Origin of the sequence: Kocuria gwangalliensis (assembly GCF_039544365.1) — a bacterium.
GTDB classification, from domain to species: Bacteria; Actinomycetota; Actinomycetes; order Actinomycetales; family Micrococcaceae; genus Kocuria; species Kocuria gwangalliensis.
Map to the genome: position 1 here is coordinate 130685 of NZ_BAABLN010000033.1, position 16246 is coordinate 146930.

Below are 16246 nucleotides of genomic sequence, written 5' to 3' on the forward strand. Positions count from 1 at the left end.
GGACGCCCGATAAATCCGAGCCGCGAGGTTCCGCTGCTAGCCCATCTTGCGCAGTTCTTCGGCGGAGGTCGCATTGTCCGCAACCACGCCCGTGGCGGCCTCACGCTTAGCCGCTTGCCTGGCCCGGCGACGGTCCAGGAACAAGCACATCGCCACGGCCACGAAGAACAATGCCAGCAACGGGATGGCCAGGTACAACATGGTGACCGGGTCCGGACCGGGCGCGGCCATGGCGGAAATGACCAGCACGATGACCACCACCACGCGCCAGGATTTCAGAATCGTGCGCCCGGCGAGCAGACCCAGCATATTCAGGCCCACCAGGAACACCGGGACCACGCACGCCACACCGAACGTCAAGATCAGTTGCAGGAAGAACCGCAGATACTGGTTGGCCTCGACAAAGTTGGCGCCGCCCTCGGGTGTGAACGCGGTCAGGGCGTACACGGCGGCGGGCAAGGCCGTGAGGGCCAGCGCACACCCACCGATGAACAACGGAATGGCGGCCGCCAGGAAGCCCATGGCGTAGCGGCGTTCATGTTTGTGCAGCGCGGGGGTGATGAATGCCCACAGCTGGTAGAGCCACACCGGGGATGCGAATATCACACCCAGGACCAGGGCCACCTCAACCATGATGTTGAAGGAACCGCCCACCGACGAGTAGTTGATGGTGGCCGTGCGACCCGAATCAGCCAGGCGTTGTAACGGTTCGGTGATGTACTGCATGAACGGGTTGTAGACCATGAACCCCGCCACCGCCCCGATCACGGCCGCAATGGCGGACTTGATCAACCGGTTACGCATTTCACGCAGGTGTTCCTTCAGAGCCATTTGGGCCTGAGGGTTGCTCCTGCGCGAGTTGTTCTTCTTGCGGGAACGACGCTCGCTGCGTCGCGCGGAATCCCGCAGAGAGTTGGATTCAGTGGCAGTCATCCGAACCTCTGCTGTGAGTTGGGCCGTGGAGTGGCACTCGTCAGGGCGAACCGTACGGTCCGCCCCGAGCGCGTGCTGTGTACCTAAGGAAAATCCGCGACCTACGCGTTGGGGCGCTGCTGGGGATCGACCGGGGTGGCGTTGGGCTGCGCGACAGGCTGCGCGGTCGCCTGGCCCGGTGCGCCGGTGCCCGTGTTCACGGCGTTGGCCGTGGTGGGATTCTGCGGCTGGGAAATGGTCTGGCCGGTGGAAACGGGCTGGCCGTTCACGGTGACGTTGCCGTCATCGTCATCCCTCTTCATTTCCTTGACCTCGGACTTGAAGATTCGCATGGACTGACCCAAACTGCGAGCCATGCCCGGGAGCTTGGGGGCACCGAACAGCAGCAAGATCACCACGAGGATGAGAACAATGGTGAGGGGGCTGTCAAACAAGCGGCCCATGGTGGAGTCCTTTCCGTTCAGCCCGGCGAAGGTCGGTCAGCCGCTGGGGCTGGCCCAAGGTGTCCTTGCGGTTCATCCGGCGGATGAGCCGGGCTGTTTGTCGTTGGTCGCGTCCGCTCGAATAGGCGGCGCGGGCCGAGTTCACCGGGGTGAAAACGGCGGGTTCAGCGGGTGAGCGCAGTGGTTGTGCTGTTCCCTGGGCTGCGGAGTTCCACCGCTGCGTGAAGTCATCGGCAATGGCCTCGACCTCGCGCAATGCGGGTAAGGCCTTCCGTGTGATCAGTCTCCACACCGCGCCCAGGATGAACGCGAGACTCGCCAGGACCACTGCGGTCCACAGCACGATCCACATCCACCACATCATGGGCTCCAGTATAGAGCCGAGCCCTGAATCAGAGTTGAGTTGTGCCCATAAAGAGGCTGTTATTTATCCACTGTTCAACTGTGCGAACAACCTCGGGCGGGGAAGCCACCGCCACGTGACCGGCGTGCCTGGTCACCAGCGAACTCAATGCCTCCGCCGTGGGAAAGTCCACCTCCGCGGCAACGTACTCGGGCAGCGGTTTGGGGCCCTTGGACCCGCCCGGCCCACCCGGTCCGGCCAAACCACCCGGCCCGCCCGTAACCGGGACGGGCGGTTCCTCGGCGGGCGGCAAGTCCACGGTCGCGACGCGCTTGGCGTGGTAGTGCTCCACGATCCAGCGACCGCGCCGGTCCGTCACGAGCACGGCCTGCACGGGGCGGCGCTTCTCCGGGTACAGGCTCGTGCGCGTTTCGGAGTCCATCCGGGGGTGCGCTTGGGCCTGCCCCATGTCTTCGCAGCTGAGGATGCAGTCGGCGCGGAACGTCCTGGGCCCGTTGGCATTGAGGCACCACCCACGCACGTACTGGTGGCCGTCCGAGGACACAATGCGCACCGGGTCGACCAGCCGTTCGGTGACCTCGTCCCGTGAGGCCACCACGTAGCGGATCTTCACGCGCCGGTTGTTCGTGATCGCCTGCCGCAGCTGACTCATCAGTTCTGTGTCTTCGGGGACGAGTTCCGCCGGTTGATCGGGAGCGGCCAGTGCGTCCGCGAGCGGCAACGCGTCCGCGGCGGTCGCGACCTTGCGCATGGTGGAGCGGACGACGTCGCTGTTGCCACCCGGCAGCGCCTGGAGAGTTTGCAGTCCCATCAGCAACGCGCTGGCCTCGGGAACGGTCAATCGCACGGGTTCGGAAAGTTCTCGCGCGTTACCCAGGTAAATGTGGCCGTCGTCCCAGGACGCATCGATGAGTTGATCGGGCATGTGACCGGGCCGCCCGCAGACGAACAATGTTTGCAAGTCCGCAATCAATTCCTGGTCGGTGATGCCGAAGTGCCGGGCTGTTTCCTCCAGCTGCGCACCTTGGTGGGAGTACACGTGACGCACGATGTGCAACAGCCGTGCCAGGTGCTGTTCCGTGCTGGCCTTGGCGGCACCGTTCCGGCGCTGCTTCCCCCAGACGACCTCGCAGCCGCCCACGCGGTCCTGGAATTTCTTGGCCTCGGTCAAGCGCCGTTCCACCGCCCGCGCCACGGCCCGCTGGATTTCCAGGTCCGCGCCGGCGGCTGTGGCCACTCGGGCGTCCGGGCCGGCTGCGCACACGTGTTCGGCCGCGCCCTCGGTGTCGGACACCGCCAACAGCACGGCGTCGAAGCCCTCGGGCAGATGCGGGTCCTCCTCGGTCAGGGGTGTCGCGATCTGGCGCAGGAGCTGGGCCGCGCCCTGACGCACGTAAATCGTGACCCGCACGCGGGTGGGCGGCAGGACCATGCGCGCGAGCTGACCTCCCATGGAGAAATCCTCGGGGGGTTCGAAACCGTCCCGGGTGATGGCCACCTCGGAAATGATCCTGGTCAACCGGAACGTGCGTTGCGCCTGGCGGTCCTCGTCCCAGCCGGCCAGGTACCACGCGCCGAAACGCGAGCCCACACCCCAGGGCTGTACGGTGCGCCGGCTGAAGGCGCCCGTGCGGTCCACGTAATCAAAGCGGACCGTGCGGTGACTCAGCACCGCGGACAGCAACGGCTCAAATGCCGGGTCCGCCACGGCCACGGTCGGTTGGACGTCGCGGCCCGGGGCGGCCTCGTGGGACAGTGCCGGTTCCAGCTTGTCCAGGGCTCTGCGCGCCAGCCGGTCCTGAGCGGCGTCGTTCCAGGCGTCCGCGGCGACCGCAAGCACCGCCGATTCTTCGGCGCTGAATTGGACCTGGGGCAACTGGTACGAACCGCGGGACACCCGATAGCGCGGCGCCAACTGGACGTCGGTGGCCCAGGGGTCGTCGTCCGGGATTTCCTCGACCGGGTAGCCCAGGGAGCGCAGGTGCGCTTTGTCGCGCTCGAACATTCGCTCGAACGCGTCGTGGCTACCGGCCTTGTGGTACCCGGGAACGATCTCCCGCAGTTGATCGCGCGTGTACCCGCTCTCGCGGTCCAGCAGCGCAATGAGCAGGTTGAGGAGCCGCTCCGCCGACGCTGCGGTGGAGCGGCCCGAGACCGAACCTGAGGATGGGGGCATTTAGCGAACGTCGAGCAGATCGACCACGAAGATCAGGGCCTCGTCCGGGCCGATGGCACCGGGCGCGCCCCGCTTGCCGTACGCCAGCTCCGAGGGGATTTCCAGCCGTCGGCGCCCGCCCACCTTCATGCCCAGCAGACCCTGGTCCCAGCCCTGGATGACCTGGCCGATGCCCACGGTGAAGTCCAGGGGCTGGTTGCGGTTCCAGGAGGCGTCGAATTCCTCGCCGCCCGAGTAGGTCACACCCACGTAGTGGCAAGAGATGTTGTCGCCGGCCTTGGCCTCGCGACCGGTGCCCGGGATCTCGTCCGAGATGCGCAGTTCCGTGGGGACCGGATCCTGCGGGAAATCGATGTCCGGCTTGGAACGATCCAAGTTGCGCTGTCCAAATGACACGTTCATGGCCTTTCGTAGCGTCCGACCCCGGTGCGGGGCCCGTCCAGACGACCAGTTTACTGATCCGACGCGGACGCCGCTGGCGTGGGGCTCGCTGCGGCGCTGGCTTCCTCCGAGGGCTGAGAACTTGCGCTCTCTGACGGTGTCGCGGATTCGCTGGGTGCGGGTTCGGGCGTGGGAACGGCACCCAGAATATCCACCACGAACACGAGTGAGCCCGCCGGGTACTCCGAGTCCTCGCCCAGCTGGTCCTCGGTTCCGTAGGCCTGATCGGTCGGTACGACCAGCAACACGCGGGAGCCCACTTTTTGGCCCTTGAGACCTTCCTTCCACCCCTCGATCACGTTGTCGAGCGGGAAGGAGGCGGGGGTGTCCGTGTCATAGGAGGAATCGAAGACCTCGCCGTCCGCCCAGCGCACGCCCACGTAATTGGCGACCACGGTGTCCGTGTCCGACACCTCTTCGCCGTCACCTTCGATGAGTACCTCCGTCTGGAGGTCCTTGGGTTCATCGCCGGAGGGCTTCTCTATGGTGGGTGTGCCCTGATCGTCCTGGGTCACGGTGGGCATTTTCTCCGAGGTGTCCGACATGTCTTGGTTGAGCGGCGCCAGGATCTTCTTGGCCACCTGGTACACCTCGACCGATGTGGACTCGTCCCCCGCGGCACCGCTGGTGTCCGGGGAACTGTAGGCGATGATCGCGCCTTCCTTGGCGTCGAGCAGGGCGTCGTACATCTGCGGTATGGCCTCCTTGAGCTCGTCGTCCAACTTGAGTACCTGACCGGCACCCTGGCTGTACGTGTCGCCCAACGAGGACCCGTCCGAACCCTTGAACAGGGCGGCCTGCAACAGGACGTTGTCGCCCTCGGCCAAGTCCTCGCCCTCGCCTTCGCGCAACACCTTGGTCTCGGCCTCACTCACCTGGAGGGGGGTTTCGAAGGAGACCGACGGTGCCGTGCCCTCGGACGGGTCCTTGGACAGTTCCACCGAATCGATTTCGGCACCGCCGCACGCGGTCAACATCAGGGTCAGGGCCAGGGCGGTGCCCGCGGCCGGAACAATCTTTCGCAAAGGAGGATCACCTTTCAACACGACTGGGAACGGGGAGAACTCGGCCACCAATCTAAAGGACGCGCTTGAAGATCAGCTGATACTCCACCGGCCACACCCGTGGGGTTGTATGTGAGCCGTCAGGACGCGGCCATGGCCCGGACCTCGGCAATCAGCTCATCCGCGTCGGGTTGGGACGTGGCGAACGGGTCCTTGCACATCACGGTGCGTTGGTTGTGGGAACCGTTGAGCTTGAGGTGCACCCAGTCCACGGTGTAGTTCTCCCCCGCGTCCAGGACGGCCCGGATGAACTTGCCGCGCAGGCTCGCGCGCGTGGCCGGAGGGTGCATGACGGCGGCCTGGGCGGCGTCGTCGGCTACGAAGGTGGCCACGGCACCGCGGCGGCTGAGCATGCGGAACAATCCGTGCGTGGGTGAGGTGTCGTGGTAGGCGAAGTCCAACTGCAGCAGCCTCGGATTGGCGTAGTCCATGCCGTGGGAGGAGGCGTAGGAGTCCAACAATTTTTTCTTGATGGCCCAGTCCAGTTCGGTGTCCACCAGGTCGAAGCGCTGTTCGGCCACCGCGCGCAGACCGCGCTCCCACAGTTCCAACACCCAATCCACGCGATCGTGGTGCGCACCGTGACGTTCCACGAAATGGGTCACGGCCTGCACGTACTCGAGCTGCAGGTCCACGGCGGACATTGTCTCGCCGGAGGCCAGCTCGAGCTGAGCCCGTCCCGTGAGGTCGTGCGAGACAATGCGCAGCGCGGCCGCGGGATCCGCGAGGGTGCGGTCCGGGAGGATCTTTCCCGCCTCGATCATGCGCAACATGAGATCCGTGGTGCCGATCTTGAGTGCCGTGGTGGTCTGGGACATGGACGAGTCGCCGTTGATCACGTGCAACCGGCGGTAATGCTCGGCGTCAGCGTGGGGTTCGTCACGGGTGTTGATCATGGGCCGCGAGCGCGTGGTGGCGGAGGAGGAGCCCTCCCAAATGTGATCGGCGCGTTGGGAGAACGAGTAGCTGGGCCCGTGGGAGCCATCGCCCAGGGTGAGGCCGCCGAAGTCCGCCGGCCCGTTGGGGTGCACCCGGCCGGCGCCCACCAGAATCTGGCGGGTCACCAGGAACGGGATGAGCACCTGCACCAGGCGCGCGTATTCGGTACGGCGCGAAATCATGTAGTTCTCGTGGGAACCGTAGGAGTTCCCGGCGGAGTCCACGTTGTTCTTGAAGAGGTGCACCGTGCCGCCGGTGCCATCCTCAACCAATTCCTGCTGGAGCTGCTGCCGCAGGTCGTCCACGATCAGCTCACCGGCCATGTCCTGGGCGACCACGTCCTGGAGGGAGGCGGTCTCCGCGCTGGCGTACTCCGGGTGCGAACCCACGTCGAGGTAGAGCCGGCCGCCGTTCGGGAGGAACACGTTGGACGCCCTGCCCCACGCGAGCACGGGCGCGAAGAGGCGCCGCGCGGTCTCGTCGGCTCCCAGGCTGTGTCCCTGGGACACACTGTGGGTGATGCCGAACTCGGTTTCGATGCCGTAGATTCTGCGGTCCACGAGCTTACTGTCCGCCCTTCTGGACAAAGCCCTTGACGAAGGCCTCGGCGTTGGTTTCGAGCACGCCGTCGATCTCAGCGAGGAGATCATCGGTGCCTTGGGTGTCGCGCTGTGCCTGTCCCGCGCCCTGCGACGGCGCCGGGGTGCCGTTGTCGGGCAGCTCGGTGTCGTCTTCGCGGCGCGAACCCGATCCGAAAATGCGTTCCTGTGCCATGTGTGTCTCCTGATCTCTCAGTGGTTCAAGTGTCGGGTGCGCTCAGTTGATGCCGGTTCCGGTGACCGTGCCGGGGCGATGTTCGGCTACCCGGTGCACCCACTGTTCAACGTCCGGTGCGTCAAACCATTCCCCGGCGATCTCGCGGGTCAGGTCCAGGGGTTCGGGCATGCCGATCCGGGCGCCCCTGCGGATCCCGGGGAATTCCACGTTCACGCTGTCCCAGCCCACGCTCACCATGGCGGACGGGAAGCGGCGCACTGCGGTGCCGCGGAACCACGCCCGGGTGTCCTCAGGAGGCCGGTCCGCTGCGCGTTCAATGGTCTGGGTATCGACCAACGTGCGGATCCGACCGGCCGCGGCGAGCCGGTGGTACAGCCCTTTCTCGGGGCGCACGTCCGCGTACTGCAGGTCGATCGCAATCAACCGGGGGTCGTCCCACGCCATACCGTCGCGCTGCCGGTACGCGGTGAGCAGGGCGTACTTGGCGGCCCAGTCGAGCCGGTCGGCCAAGAGGGTCGGGTCCTGGGCGAGGTCGCTGAGCACCTGATCCCACAGCTCCAGCACCTGGTGCGTGTCGCGGTCCAGGCCGTCCGGTGCGAGTTCCCGTTCAAGGCCCACGGCGGCGCGGTGGTACTCGCGTTGAATGTCGACGGCGCTCAGTTCGCGCCCGTCGCGCAGGGCCACGGTCGCGGTCACGGTCGGGTCGTGGCTGACCGTTTGCAGTGCCGCCACCGGATCCACCAGGTCCACGGTGGGCACGCGGTCGTGTTCGATCAGGTTCAACACCAAGGAGGTGGTGCCGAACTTCAATAGCGTGGCCGTGTGGGACAGGTTGGCGTCCCCGATGATCACGTGCAGCCGCCGGTATTTGGTGTCGTCCGCGTGGGGTTCGTCGCGGGTGTTGACGATGGGGCGGTGGATGGTGGTTTCCAGGCCCACGGTGCGTTCGAAGAAATCCGCGCGCTGGCTCAGCTGAAAACCCGGTTGGAAACCGTCCACACCCAGCCCCACGCGACCGGCACCGCACATGATTTGGCGGGTCGCGAAGAACGGCAGCAGTGCCGCGGCGATCCGGTCGAAGGCCACGGCGCGGTCCACCACATAGTTCTCATGGGCCCCGTAGGACACGGACTTGTTGTCCGTGTTGTTCTTGTACAGGTTCACCGCAGGCGTTCCGGTGTTCTCCGCACCCCGGGCGAGGTCCGCGACGGCGCGGGCGGCCACCACATCCCCCGCGGCATCCCACGTGAGAGCGTCCAGCGGCGTGGTGACCTCCGGCGAGGAGTACTCCGGGTGCGAGTGGTCCACGTACACGCGCGCCCCGTTGGGGATCACGGTGTTCATGATGACCTTCCGCCAGTCCATGTCCTCGGTGTACATCGCGGATTCGGTGATCGTCTCCGCCGCGATCTCCTCGGCCGTGAGAACAGGAGCCCGATCGGTCAGCTGCGACGGGTGGGCGCGGTCGCGGCTCATCGTGTACCCGCGGGCGTCGGACAGCGGGGACTCCGAGCCGTAATCCCAGCCGGTACCCACGTGCGGTTGCCCATGAGACGAGTGGGAACCGGACTGTTCCCGTGACAGTTCTCCGGCCACCCGAAGCGCGTACCCGGTCACCACCCGGGTGGAGAGCACCGTGGCGTTGGCCTGGGGTTCGCCCACGGCCAGAACACCGAATTCGGTTTCACTGCCCATGACCCGGCGGACACTCATGAGCGCTCCCCCTCAAGGGGAGCGGCGGTGCCGCGGTGCACGGCAATCCGAATGTCCTGGATCGTGTTGGCCCGCCGGCCCGTCAACCGCGCCCAGTCCTCCGGGTCCGCGGTGTTGGGAAGGTCCTGCTGCTCGTAGAACTCCTCGTCCACGGCATTGACCAGGTGCTCGCGCGTCAGGCCCCGCTCGCCCGTGGTCAACAGGGTCTTGATGGCCTGTTTCTTGGCGCGGTCCACCACGTTGCGGATCACCGCCCCGGAAACGTAGTCGGCGAAGTACAGGGTTTCCTGGCCACCGTCCCGGTAGCTGATGGTCAAGAACTCCGTGGCTGCGGTGCGATCGTACATGTGGGCGATCGCTGCGTCGATCAGCTGATCGGCGGCGGCTTCCCGGGAGCCCGCCGCGGCGACGTCGGCCTCGCGCAGGGGAAGTTCGGGGGTGACGTAGAGCGTGAATATTTCGCGCGCGCCGTGGCGATCGGGGCGGTCGATGCGGATCTTCACGTCCAGGCGGCCGGGGCGCAGCACGGCGGGGTCGATCATGTCCTCGCGGTTGGTCGCACCGATCACGATCACGTTGTCGAGCTTCTCCACGCCGTCGATCTCGGTGAGCAGCTGCGGCACAATGGTGGTTTCCACGTCCGAGGACAGCCCGGAGCCGCGCACTCGGAACAGCGAGTCCATTTCGTCGAAGAACACCACCACGGGCACGCCGCGGGCGGCCTGTTCGCGGGCGTTGGCAAAGATGGAGCGAATCTGACGTTCGGTCTCGCCCACGTACTTGTCGAGAAGTTCGGGACCCTTGATGTTCAGGAAATACCCGAGGGCGCGTGCGCGACCCGCCTTGGCCGCGCTGCGTTCGGCCAGCGAGCGGGCCACGGCCTTGGCGATCAGCGTCTTACCGTTACCGGGCGGGCCGTACAGCAGGATGCCCTTGGGCGGGCGCAGTCCGTGGTCGCGGTACAGGTCAGGGTGCACGTAGGGCAGTTCCACGGCGTCGCGGATGGCCTCGATCTGGGTGCCCAGCCCGCCGATGTCCGCGTAGCTGACCTCGGGAACCTCCTCCAGCACCAGCTGTTCCACGTCCGTGCGCGCCACGTGCTCCAGGGCGAAGCCGGTGCGGTGGTCCACGGTCACCGCGTCACCGGGTTTGGGCCGGTCGCGGCGCAGCGCACCGGAGAGCAGCATGACGCGTTCCTCGTCAGAGCGTCCCACGGTCAGCACACGGTCGTGGTCGACAATTTCCTTGATGGTGGCCACCTCGCCGGTGCGCTCGTAGTCGAGGACGGCGGCGACCACGTAATTCTCGTTCAACAGCACCCCGATCCCCGGTTCACACGCGCTCAAGGACACGAGCGGGCTCACGGCCACGCGCATCTTGCGCCCGGACACCAGGACGTCCAGACTCGCCACGGTGATCACGGGCCCGTCACCGGTGGCGGTGCCCACGGGTTGCTGACCGGGGTTGACCTGCTGCACCACGCCGAAACTCATCGGCGGCACGGCCTCCGCGGCGAGCGTCTGTTTGAGCTTGACGATCTCCTGCCGGGACGCATCCAGCAGGCGCATCAATTTCTGGTTCTGCGATCCCACGCCGGCCAGTTGCTTGTCCAGGTTGCGCTTCTGCTCGCGCAGCATGTTGATCTGCCGCTGCGTGTTGTCGGCGGCCCGGTTCTCGGGGGTGGCATCACTCATGGCTGGTGTCCTCCGTGCTCTGCGGGGTGTTCTCCCGCCGTGAGTCGGGATCGATCTGCGCCGTGGCCAGGGCGGCCTGTTCGGCCAGGTTGGTGGCGTCGCGGCCTGCGCGGCGCAGCTTGCGGTCGGAGACGATCCGCTCGCCCAGGGCCACGGGGGTCCAGGCCTGCAGATCTTCTTCGGTGTAATCGCTCTTGGACGCGCGGCGTTTGGGGGCCAGGCGCACGGCACCTTCGGCGAGTTTGCGGGACTGGATGAGGAATCCGGTGTGCGCGACCATGCGGTGATCGGGACGCACCGCCAAACCCTCCACGTGCCAACCGCGCACCATGGTCTCGGACGCCTCGGGTTCCGTGTAGCGCCCGTCCGCGCGCATCGCCTCGGCCACGCGCGACAACTGGGTCACGGTCGCGACGTAACACATCACGACGCCGCCCGGGGCCAGCACGTGGGCCACGGCGTCGAGGCATTCCCACGGGGCCAGCATGTCGAGGACCACGCGGTCCACGGATCCCGGTTCCTCGACCTCCGGCAACTGCTCCGCAAGATCTCCGAGGGTCAGCGTCCAGGCGGGGTGCGGGCCGCCGAACATGGTTTCGATGTTGCCGCGGGCGATATCGGCGAACTCTTCACGGCGTTCGAAGGAGTGCACCGTGCCCTCGTCCCCCACCGCACGCAGCAGGGAAATGGACAGTGCGCCCGAGCCCACACCGGCCTCCACCACGCGCGCTCCGGGGAAGATGTCCGCCATGGTCACGATCTGGCCGGAGTCCTTGGGGTACACCACGGCCGCACCGCGGGGCATGGACAGCACGAAGTCCTTGAGCAGCGGACGCAGCGCCTGGAACTGGATGCCACCCGAGTTGGTCACCACGGTGCCCTCCGGGGCACCGATCAGTTCCTGATGTTCCAGCACGCCTCGGTGGGTGTGGTACTGCCCGCCCTCGGCCAGCGTGATGGTCGTGATGCGGCCACCGTCATCGGTCAGTTGCACGCGTTCGCCCACGCGCAAGGGTCCCCTCCGATTAGCGGCGCCCCGGACGGGTGCTGCGGGCTGGGCGGGTGCTCGGCGTTCGTGCGACTGCTCGGTCATGTGCTCGCTTTCACGAAAAGGTGGTCTGTCGGTTTTCGGGCGGTGGCACGCGGCCCCGCCGGGCTCAGCTACGGGTCATTGTCTCACCGTGGCCCGTGGGAGGCCTCATCGGCCGGTGATGTGGCGGGCGATGTCCCGGTGATGCACCACACCGACCACGGCCCGGTCCGGGTCGAGCACGAGCACCCAGGGGAAGCCATTGATTTCCAGGTGCCGCAGGAGGTCGTCGCCTCGCTCGTCGGCCGGCGCCGTGGCCGTCGCGGGTGACCATTCCATGACGTCGCCCACGGGCGTACTGGCGCGCACATCGTCCGACACGGTGGCCGCTCGCTGTGGGCTGAGCACGCCCACCCGACCCGAGGCGGCGTCGCGCGCCACGACGTCGGGGGTCCAGCCGCTGTATCCCTGGCTCGTGAGCGCGAGAACGGAGGCGTCCACGAGAGAAAGCGCGGTGTCCGGGGAGAATTCGAGCGCGGGACGCGCGATGGTGGAGGCGCGCAGGGGGCGAACCCGTCCCAGCACCCGCGCTTGTTTGAGCGCTTGCGTTGCCCCCGTGAAAATGAAGGCGGCAATCATGAACATGATGAGCAGCGTGATCGGCGAGCGCCAGAGGCCCTGGAACAGAACCCACACGAGGATCAGGACGGCCAGTCCGCGACCGCACCAGGCCGCCACGGTGGTTCCTTTGCTCTCCGAACCGGTGAGGCGCCAGATGAGGGCCTCGACCACGCGACCGCCGTCCAACGGTAGGCCGGGCAGCACGTTGAACAATCCCAGGATCCAATTGGCCAGCACCAGTAGCTGCAGCAATGCCCACCCGGGGCCGGCGTTCTGCGCGGGGGCCAGGAGCATGAGCGCGGTACCGATGCCCGCCAGGATGATATTGGCGATCGGTCCCACCAAGGACACCACCGCCGTGGATCCCGGTGAGGCACGGACGGCGCCGAAGGTCGTGTGGCCACCCATCAGGGTCAGGACGATGCGGCCCACCGGCCAGCCCGCGGCCCTGCCCACGAGTGCGTGCGCCAGCTCGTGGACGAGCACGCTGAAGGCCAGCCCCAGGGCGAACCCGAAGGCCACAACCAGGTTGAGCCAACCCAGCTCGGGATAGAGCCGCCACAGGACGGGCCCGTAGAGCGCCACCGTCAGGACGGCGATCACGAACCACGACCGGTCCAGGTGGACGTCCACGCCGCCGATGCGTGCCAACCGGAGCCCGCGCGGGGCCGCGGTGGTGCCGCTCATGCCAACTCTCGGGCGGTCGGGCGGGCGGGGTTCGGCGCGGGTTCACAGTGCATGCGCCCATGTTAAGCGGGTCCCCGGGGAAACGGCTGAATCGGGACTCGTGGTACTGCGTCCGCCCGCGCCGTACAGTGGAACGGTGAGCACGTTTGACGAGAAGAATTCGCACCCCCGGGTCGGCCCCTTCGGGGTGGTTCGCGACGGCGCCGACACGGACAAAGTGACCGTGTTGATTGCCGCCTTCGAAGGCTGGAACGACGCCGGCGATGCCGCAACCGACGCCCTCAAACTCATGAGTGAGCACTACGGTGCGCGCGAGGTCTTCGAGGTCTCACCGGATGATTTCTACGATTACCAGTACTCCCGGCCCGTGGTCCGTCGGGGGCCGAGCGGAGAGCCCAAGCTGCAGTGGCCCACCACCAAACTGTCCAAGGCCTCGGTTCCCGGCACCAACCTGGACCTGGTACTGCTGCACGGCTGGGAACCGTCCTACAAGTGGCGCACCTTCACCGCGGAATTGCTCGAACAGGCCACCACACTGGACGTGGACTTCGTCATCATGATCGGCGCGTTATTGGCCGACGTGCCCCACACGCGACCGATTCCGGTGACCCTGACCTCGGACACCGAGGAGCTGCGCGAGGAACTCAACATCGAAGCACCCCAGTACGAAGGCCCCACGGGCATCGTGGGTGTCCTCTCGCACATGGCCGCGCTCGCGGGTTTCCCCACGATCAGCATGTGGGCTGCGGTCCCGCACTACGTGGCCCAGTCGCCCTCGCCCAAGGCGGAACTCGCCCTGGTGCGGCAGTTGGAGGAACTGCTGGGCATATCGCTGCCGGTGGATCCGATCGTGGAGGACTCGGAGGCCTGGGAACGCGGCGTCAACGAGCTCGCCGAAGAGGATCCGGAGGTCGCGGCGTACGTTCGGCAACTGGAAGAGGCCAAGGACACCGTGGATCTGCCCGAAGCCACCGGGGACGCCATTGCCCGTGAGTTCGAACGGTATCTACGACGCCGCGACGACCGCGGGTAGCGCCCCTGCCCCGCGTGGTTACAGTACGACTCCCAGCCGGGACTCGATGAGGTCAATGGCCAGCTGACGGTCCTCCGAGGACGCGCCGGCACCGCGCGCTGCGGCGCCGGCCAGGTTCCGAGCCGCCCACGCATCCACGGCAATCACTGCGGCGGGTGCGTTGAGGTCATCGGCCAGGCCCGCGCGCACGGCCTCGAGGAGCGCCTCGGCACCGGCGGTCTCCGGCTTGGCCGCGGCCGCACGCCACGTGGCCAGACGACGCTCGGCCTGGGTCAGAAGATCGTCGGTCCAGAACCAATCGATGCGGTAGTGGTTCGCCAGGATGGCCAACCGGATGGCGGAGGGGTCCACACCGCGTTCGCGCAGCTTGGAGACCAGCACCAGGTTGCCCTTGGACTTGGACATCTTCTCGCCGTCCAGGCCCACCATGGACGTGTGCACGAAATGCTCGGCCATGGGCTGGCTCGAGAGGGCATACGAGTGGCCCGCACCCATCTCGTGATGCGGGAACGCCAGGTCGGAACCGCCGCCCTGGACCGTGAACGGAGTGGGCAGGTACTTGAGGGAAATCAGGGAACACTCGATGTGCCAACCGGGACGACCGGCACCCAAGGATGCGCCGTCCCACTCGGGCTCTCCCGGGCGGTTGACGCGCCACAGCAAGGGATCGAGCACGTCATGCTTGCCGTCGCGTTCGGGGTCTCCGCCGCGCTCGGCGAACAACGGGAGCATCTCCTCGCGGCTCAGGCCGCACACGTCACCGACCACCCACGCATCGGGATCGGTTTCCTTCAGCTGCCCGGCGGCGTTGACGTCGAAGTAGACGTCCCCGTCGGGTTGCTCGGTGTTGTCCTCGTCCACGCCACCGGGAACGCGGTAGGCCAGACCCCGGTCAATGAGGCCCTCCACCGCGGGCACAATCCATTCGATGGATTCCGTGGCCCCCACGTAGCGGGCCGGCGGAATCACGTTCAGCGCACTCATGTCCGTGCGGAACAACTCGGTCTGCTCTTCGGCAAGCTCACGCCAGTCCACGCCCGTGGCCTCGGCGCGCTCGAGCAGCGGGTCGTCCACGTCGGTGACGTTCTGAACGTACGTGACGTGCTGAGCGGCGTCGTTCCAGGCGCGGATCAACAGGTCGAAGGCCACGTAGGTGGCGGCGTGGCCCATGTGGGTGGCGTCGTAGGGCGTGATACCGCAGACGTACAGACCCGCCTCGTGCTCGGCCGGGAGCTGAACCTTGCGCTGCTGACGCGAGTCGTACACCGAAGGCGTGGGGGCTGTTCCGGGCAATTCGGGAACGGGACGTGCGGACCAGGACTTCATACTCACCTTTTGTTCACGGACATGGGTCACTCAAGTTGTCAACGGGTGCCCCCGGCACCCTATTCCCCGGGGTCCAGCGGCTCGGGAATCAGGCGCTGATCATGCCGGCGCCGAGCAGCACGAAGATGCCGGCACCCAGCAGGATCCGGTACCAGACGAACAGGTTGTAGCTGCGTTCGGAAATGTAACGCATGAACCAGCCGATGATGACGTACCCGACCACGAACGCGATCACCGCGGCGACCAGTGTCTGGCCCATGGAGTACACGCCCTCCGGTTCCTGCCCCGTCATGGCCTTGTACAGCTTGTACAGCCCGGAGGCGAACACGGCGGGAATAGCCAGCAGGAAGGCGTAGCGAGCGGCGGCCGCGCGGGTGTAACCCATGAGCAAACCGGCCGTGATGGTGCCACCCGATCGGGAGACACCCGGAATCAAGGCGAGCGCCTGTGCCAGGCCGTAGCCGATAGCGTGTTTGACGGTCAGGTCCTGCAGGACGCGTTCCTGTTTACCCACGTGATCCGCAATGGCCAGGAACAAACCGAAGATCACCAGCATGGACGCGGTGATCCACAGTGAACGGAACTGGCTGTCGATGTAGTCCTCGAGCAGCAGACCCAGGATCGCAATCGGCAGGGAGCCCAGGATGATGAACCACCCCATGCGGGCGTCCGGGTCCTTGCGGGAGACCTTACCGACCAGCGACAACGACCAGTGCTTGATGATCCGCACAATGTCTCGCCAGAAGAAAATCACCACCGCCGTCTCGGTGCCCAATTGGGTGATGGCCGTGAAGGCGGCACCGGGATCCGCGCTGTTGGGCAGGAACTCACCCATGATGCGCAGATGTGCGGATGAGGATACGGGCAAGAATTCAGTCAGGCCCTGGACAATTCCCAGAATGATTGCTTCGATCCAGTTCACGCGACAACTGTACGGCACCCGGGTCCGTAAAACGGGTGAAGAAAGGGCCCACGTGTTCCATCACACGTGGGCCCTTAGCCGCT

At 66.5% G+C, this 16246-nt stretch carries 15 protein-coding genes; 1 reads left to right on the forward strand and 14 read right to left on the reverse strand.

The features are described 5' to 3' along the window. Positions 1-36 precede the first annotated feature (36 nt). The 12 genes from tatC to ABEA06_RS10930 form a co-directional block, all read right to left on the reverse strand. On the reverse strand, positions 37-831 hold the full coding sequence (gene tatC, locus ABEA06_RS10875) for a twin-arginine translocase subunit TatC (RefSeq protein ID WP_425559527.1): 795 nt from the start codon (positions 829-831) through the stop codon (positions 37-39). Positions 832-1034: 203 nt separating this feature from the next. Further along, positions 1035-1376, reverse strand: coding sequence for a Sec-independent protein translocase subunit TatA (gene tatA / locus ABEA06_RS10880; RefSeq protein WP_312395967.1), 342 nt, complete (start codon positions 1374-1376; stop codon positions 1035-1037). Further along, positions 1360-1740 (reverse strand): hypothetical protein, encoded by a 381-nt coding sequence (locus ABEA06_RS10885; protein ID WP_303381970.1) that lies wholly within the window; start codon positions 1738-1740, stop codon positions 1360-1362. Before ABEA06_RS10885 ends, tatA begins: the two co-directional genes overlap by 17 nt. 28 nt (positions 1741-1768) lie before the next feature. Then, positions 1769-3916, reverse strand: a complete 2148-nt coding sequence (locus ABEA06_RS10890) for a WYL domain-containing transcriptional regulator (RefSeq protein ID WP_345311507.1) — start codon at positions 3914-3916, stop codon at positions 1769-1771. Beyond that, the gene (locus tag ABEA06_RS10895; RefSeq protein ID WP_303381976.1) at positions 3917-4312 is read right to left on the reverse strand and encodes an FKBP-type peptidyl-prolyl cis-trans isomerase; all 396 of its coding nucleotides are present in this window, start codon (positions 4310-4312) and stop codon (positions 3917-3919) included. It abuts the gene before it with no gap. Positions 4313-4368: 56 nt separating this feature from the next. Next, entirely contained in the window at positions 4369-5382 is a 1014-nt protein-coding gene (locus ABEA06_RS10900; protein WP_303381968.1) for an FKBP-type peptidyl-prolyl cis-trans isomerase, read from the reverse strand. A gap of 119 nt (positions 5383-5501) precedes the next feature. Further along, complete coding sequence (gene pafA / locus ABEA06_RS10905) at positions 5502-6920, reverse strand: Pup--protein ligase (protein WP_345311508.1); 1419 nt, start codon at positions 6918-6920, stop codon at positions 5502-5504. Positions 6921-6924: 4 nt separating this feature from the next. Then, positions 6925-7134, reverse strand: a complete 210-nt coding sequence (locus ABEA06_RS10910) for a ubiquitin-like protein Pup (protein WP_303381966.1) — start codon at positions 7132-7134, stop codon at positions 6925-6927. A 42-nt stretch (positions 7135-7176) separates the two neighbouring features. Continuing rightward, positions 7177-8850 (reverse strand): depupylase/deamidase Dop, encoded by a 1674-nt coding sequence (gene dop / locus ABEA06_RS10915; RefSeq protein WP_345311509.1) that lies wholly within the window; start codon positions 8848-8850, stop codon positions 7177-7179. Continuing rightward, positions 8847-10544 carry a proteasome ATPase gene (gene arc, locus ABEA06_RS10920; protein WP_345311510.1) on the reverse strand — a complete coding sequence of 566 codons (1698 nt, stop codon included), beginning with the start codon at positions 10542-10544 and terminating at the stop codon, positions 8847-8849. The genes dop and arc overlap by 4 nt, the downstream gene beginning before the upstream one ends. Then, positions 10537-11637, reverse strand: coding sequence for a tRNA (adenine-N1)-methyltransferase (locus ABEA06_RS10925; RefSeq protein ID WP_312395957.1), 1101 nt, complete (start codon positions 11635-11637; stop codon positions 10537-10539). Before ABEA06_RS10925 ends, arc begins: the two co-directional genes overlap by 8 nt. Before the next feature lie 105 nt (positions 11638-11742). Beyond that, entirely contained in the window at positions 11743-12882 is a 1140-nt protein-coding gene (locus ABEA06_RS10930) for a site-2 protease family protein (RefSeq protein WP_345311511.1), read from the reverse strand. Positions 12883-13018: 136 nt separating this feature from the next. On the opposite strand from ABEA06_RS10930, the gene ABEA06_RS10935 reads away from it, so the two are divergent. After that, the gene (locus ABEA06_RS10935) at positions 13019-13915 is read left to right on the forward strand and encodes a PAC2 family protein (RefSeq protein WP_303381961.1); all 897 of its coding nucleotides are present in this window, start codon (positions 13019-13021) and stop codon (positions 13913-13915) included. Between the two features lie 18 nt (positions 13916-13933). Here ABEA06_RS10935 and mshC read toward each other — a convergent pair whose 3' ends face one another. Together mshC and ABEA06_RS10945 are read right to left on the reverse strand one after the other, a co-directional pair. Further along, positions 13934-15241 (reverse strand): cysteine--1-D-myo-inosityl 2-amino-2-deoxy-alpha-D-glucopyranoside ligase, encoded by a 1308-nt coding sequence (mshC, locus tag ABEA06_RS10940; protein WP_312397690.1) that lies wholly within the window; start codon positions 15239-15241, stop codon positions 13934-13936. 88 nt (positions 15242-15329) lie between these two features. Then, complete coding sequence (locus tag ABEA06_RS10945; RefSeq protein ID WP_303381959.1) at positions 15330-16163, reverse strand: undecaprenyl-diphosphate phosphatase; 834 nt, start codon at positions 16161-16163, stop codon at positions 15330-15332. Positions 16164-16246: the final 83 nt, after the last annotated feature.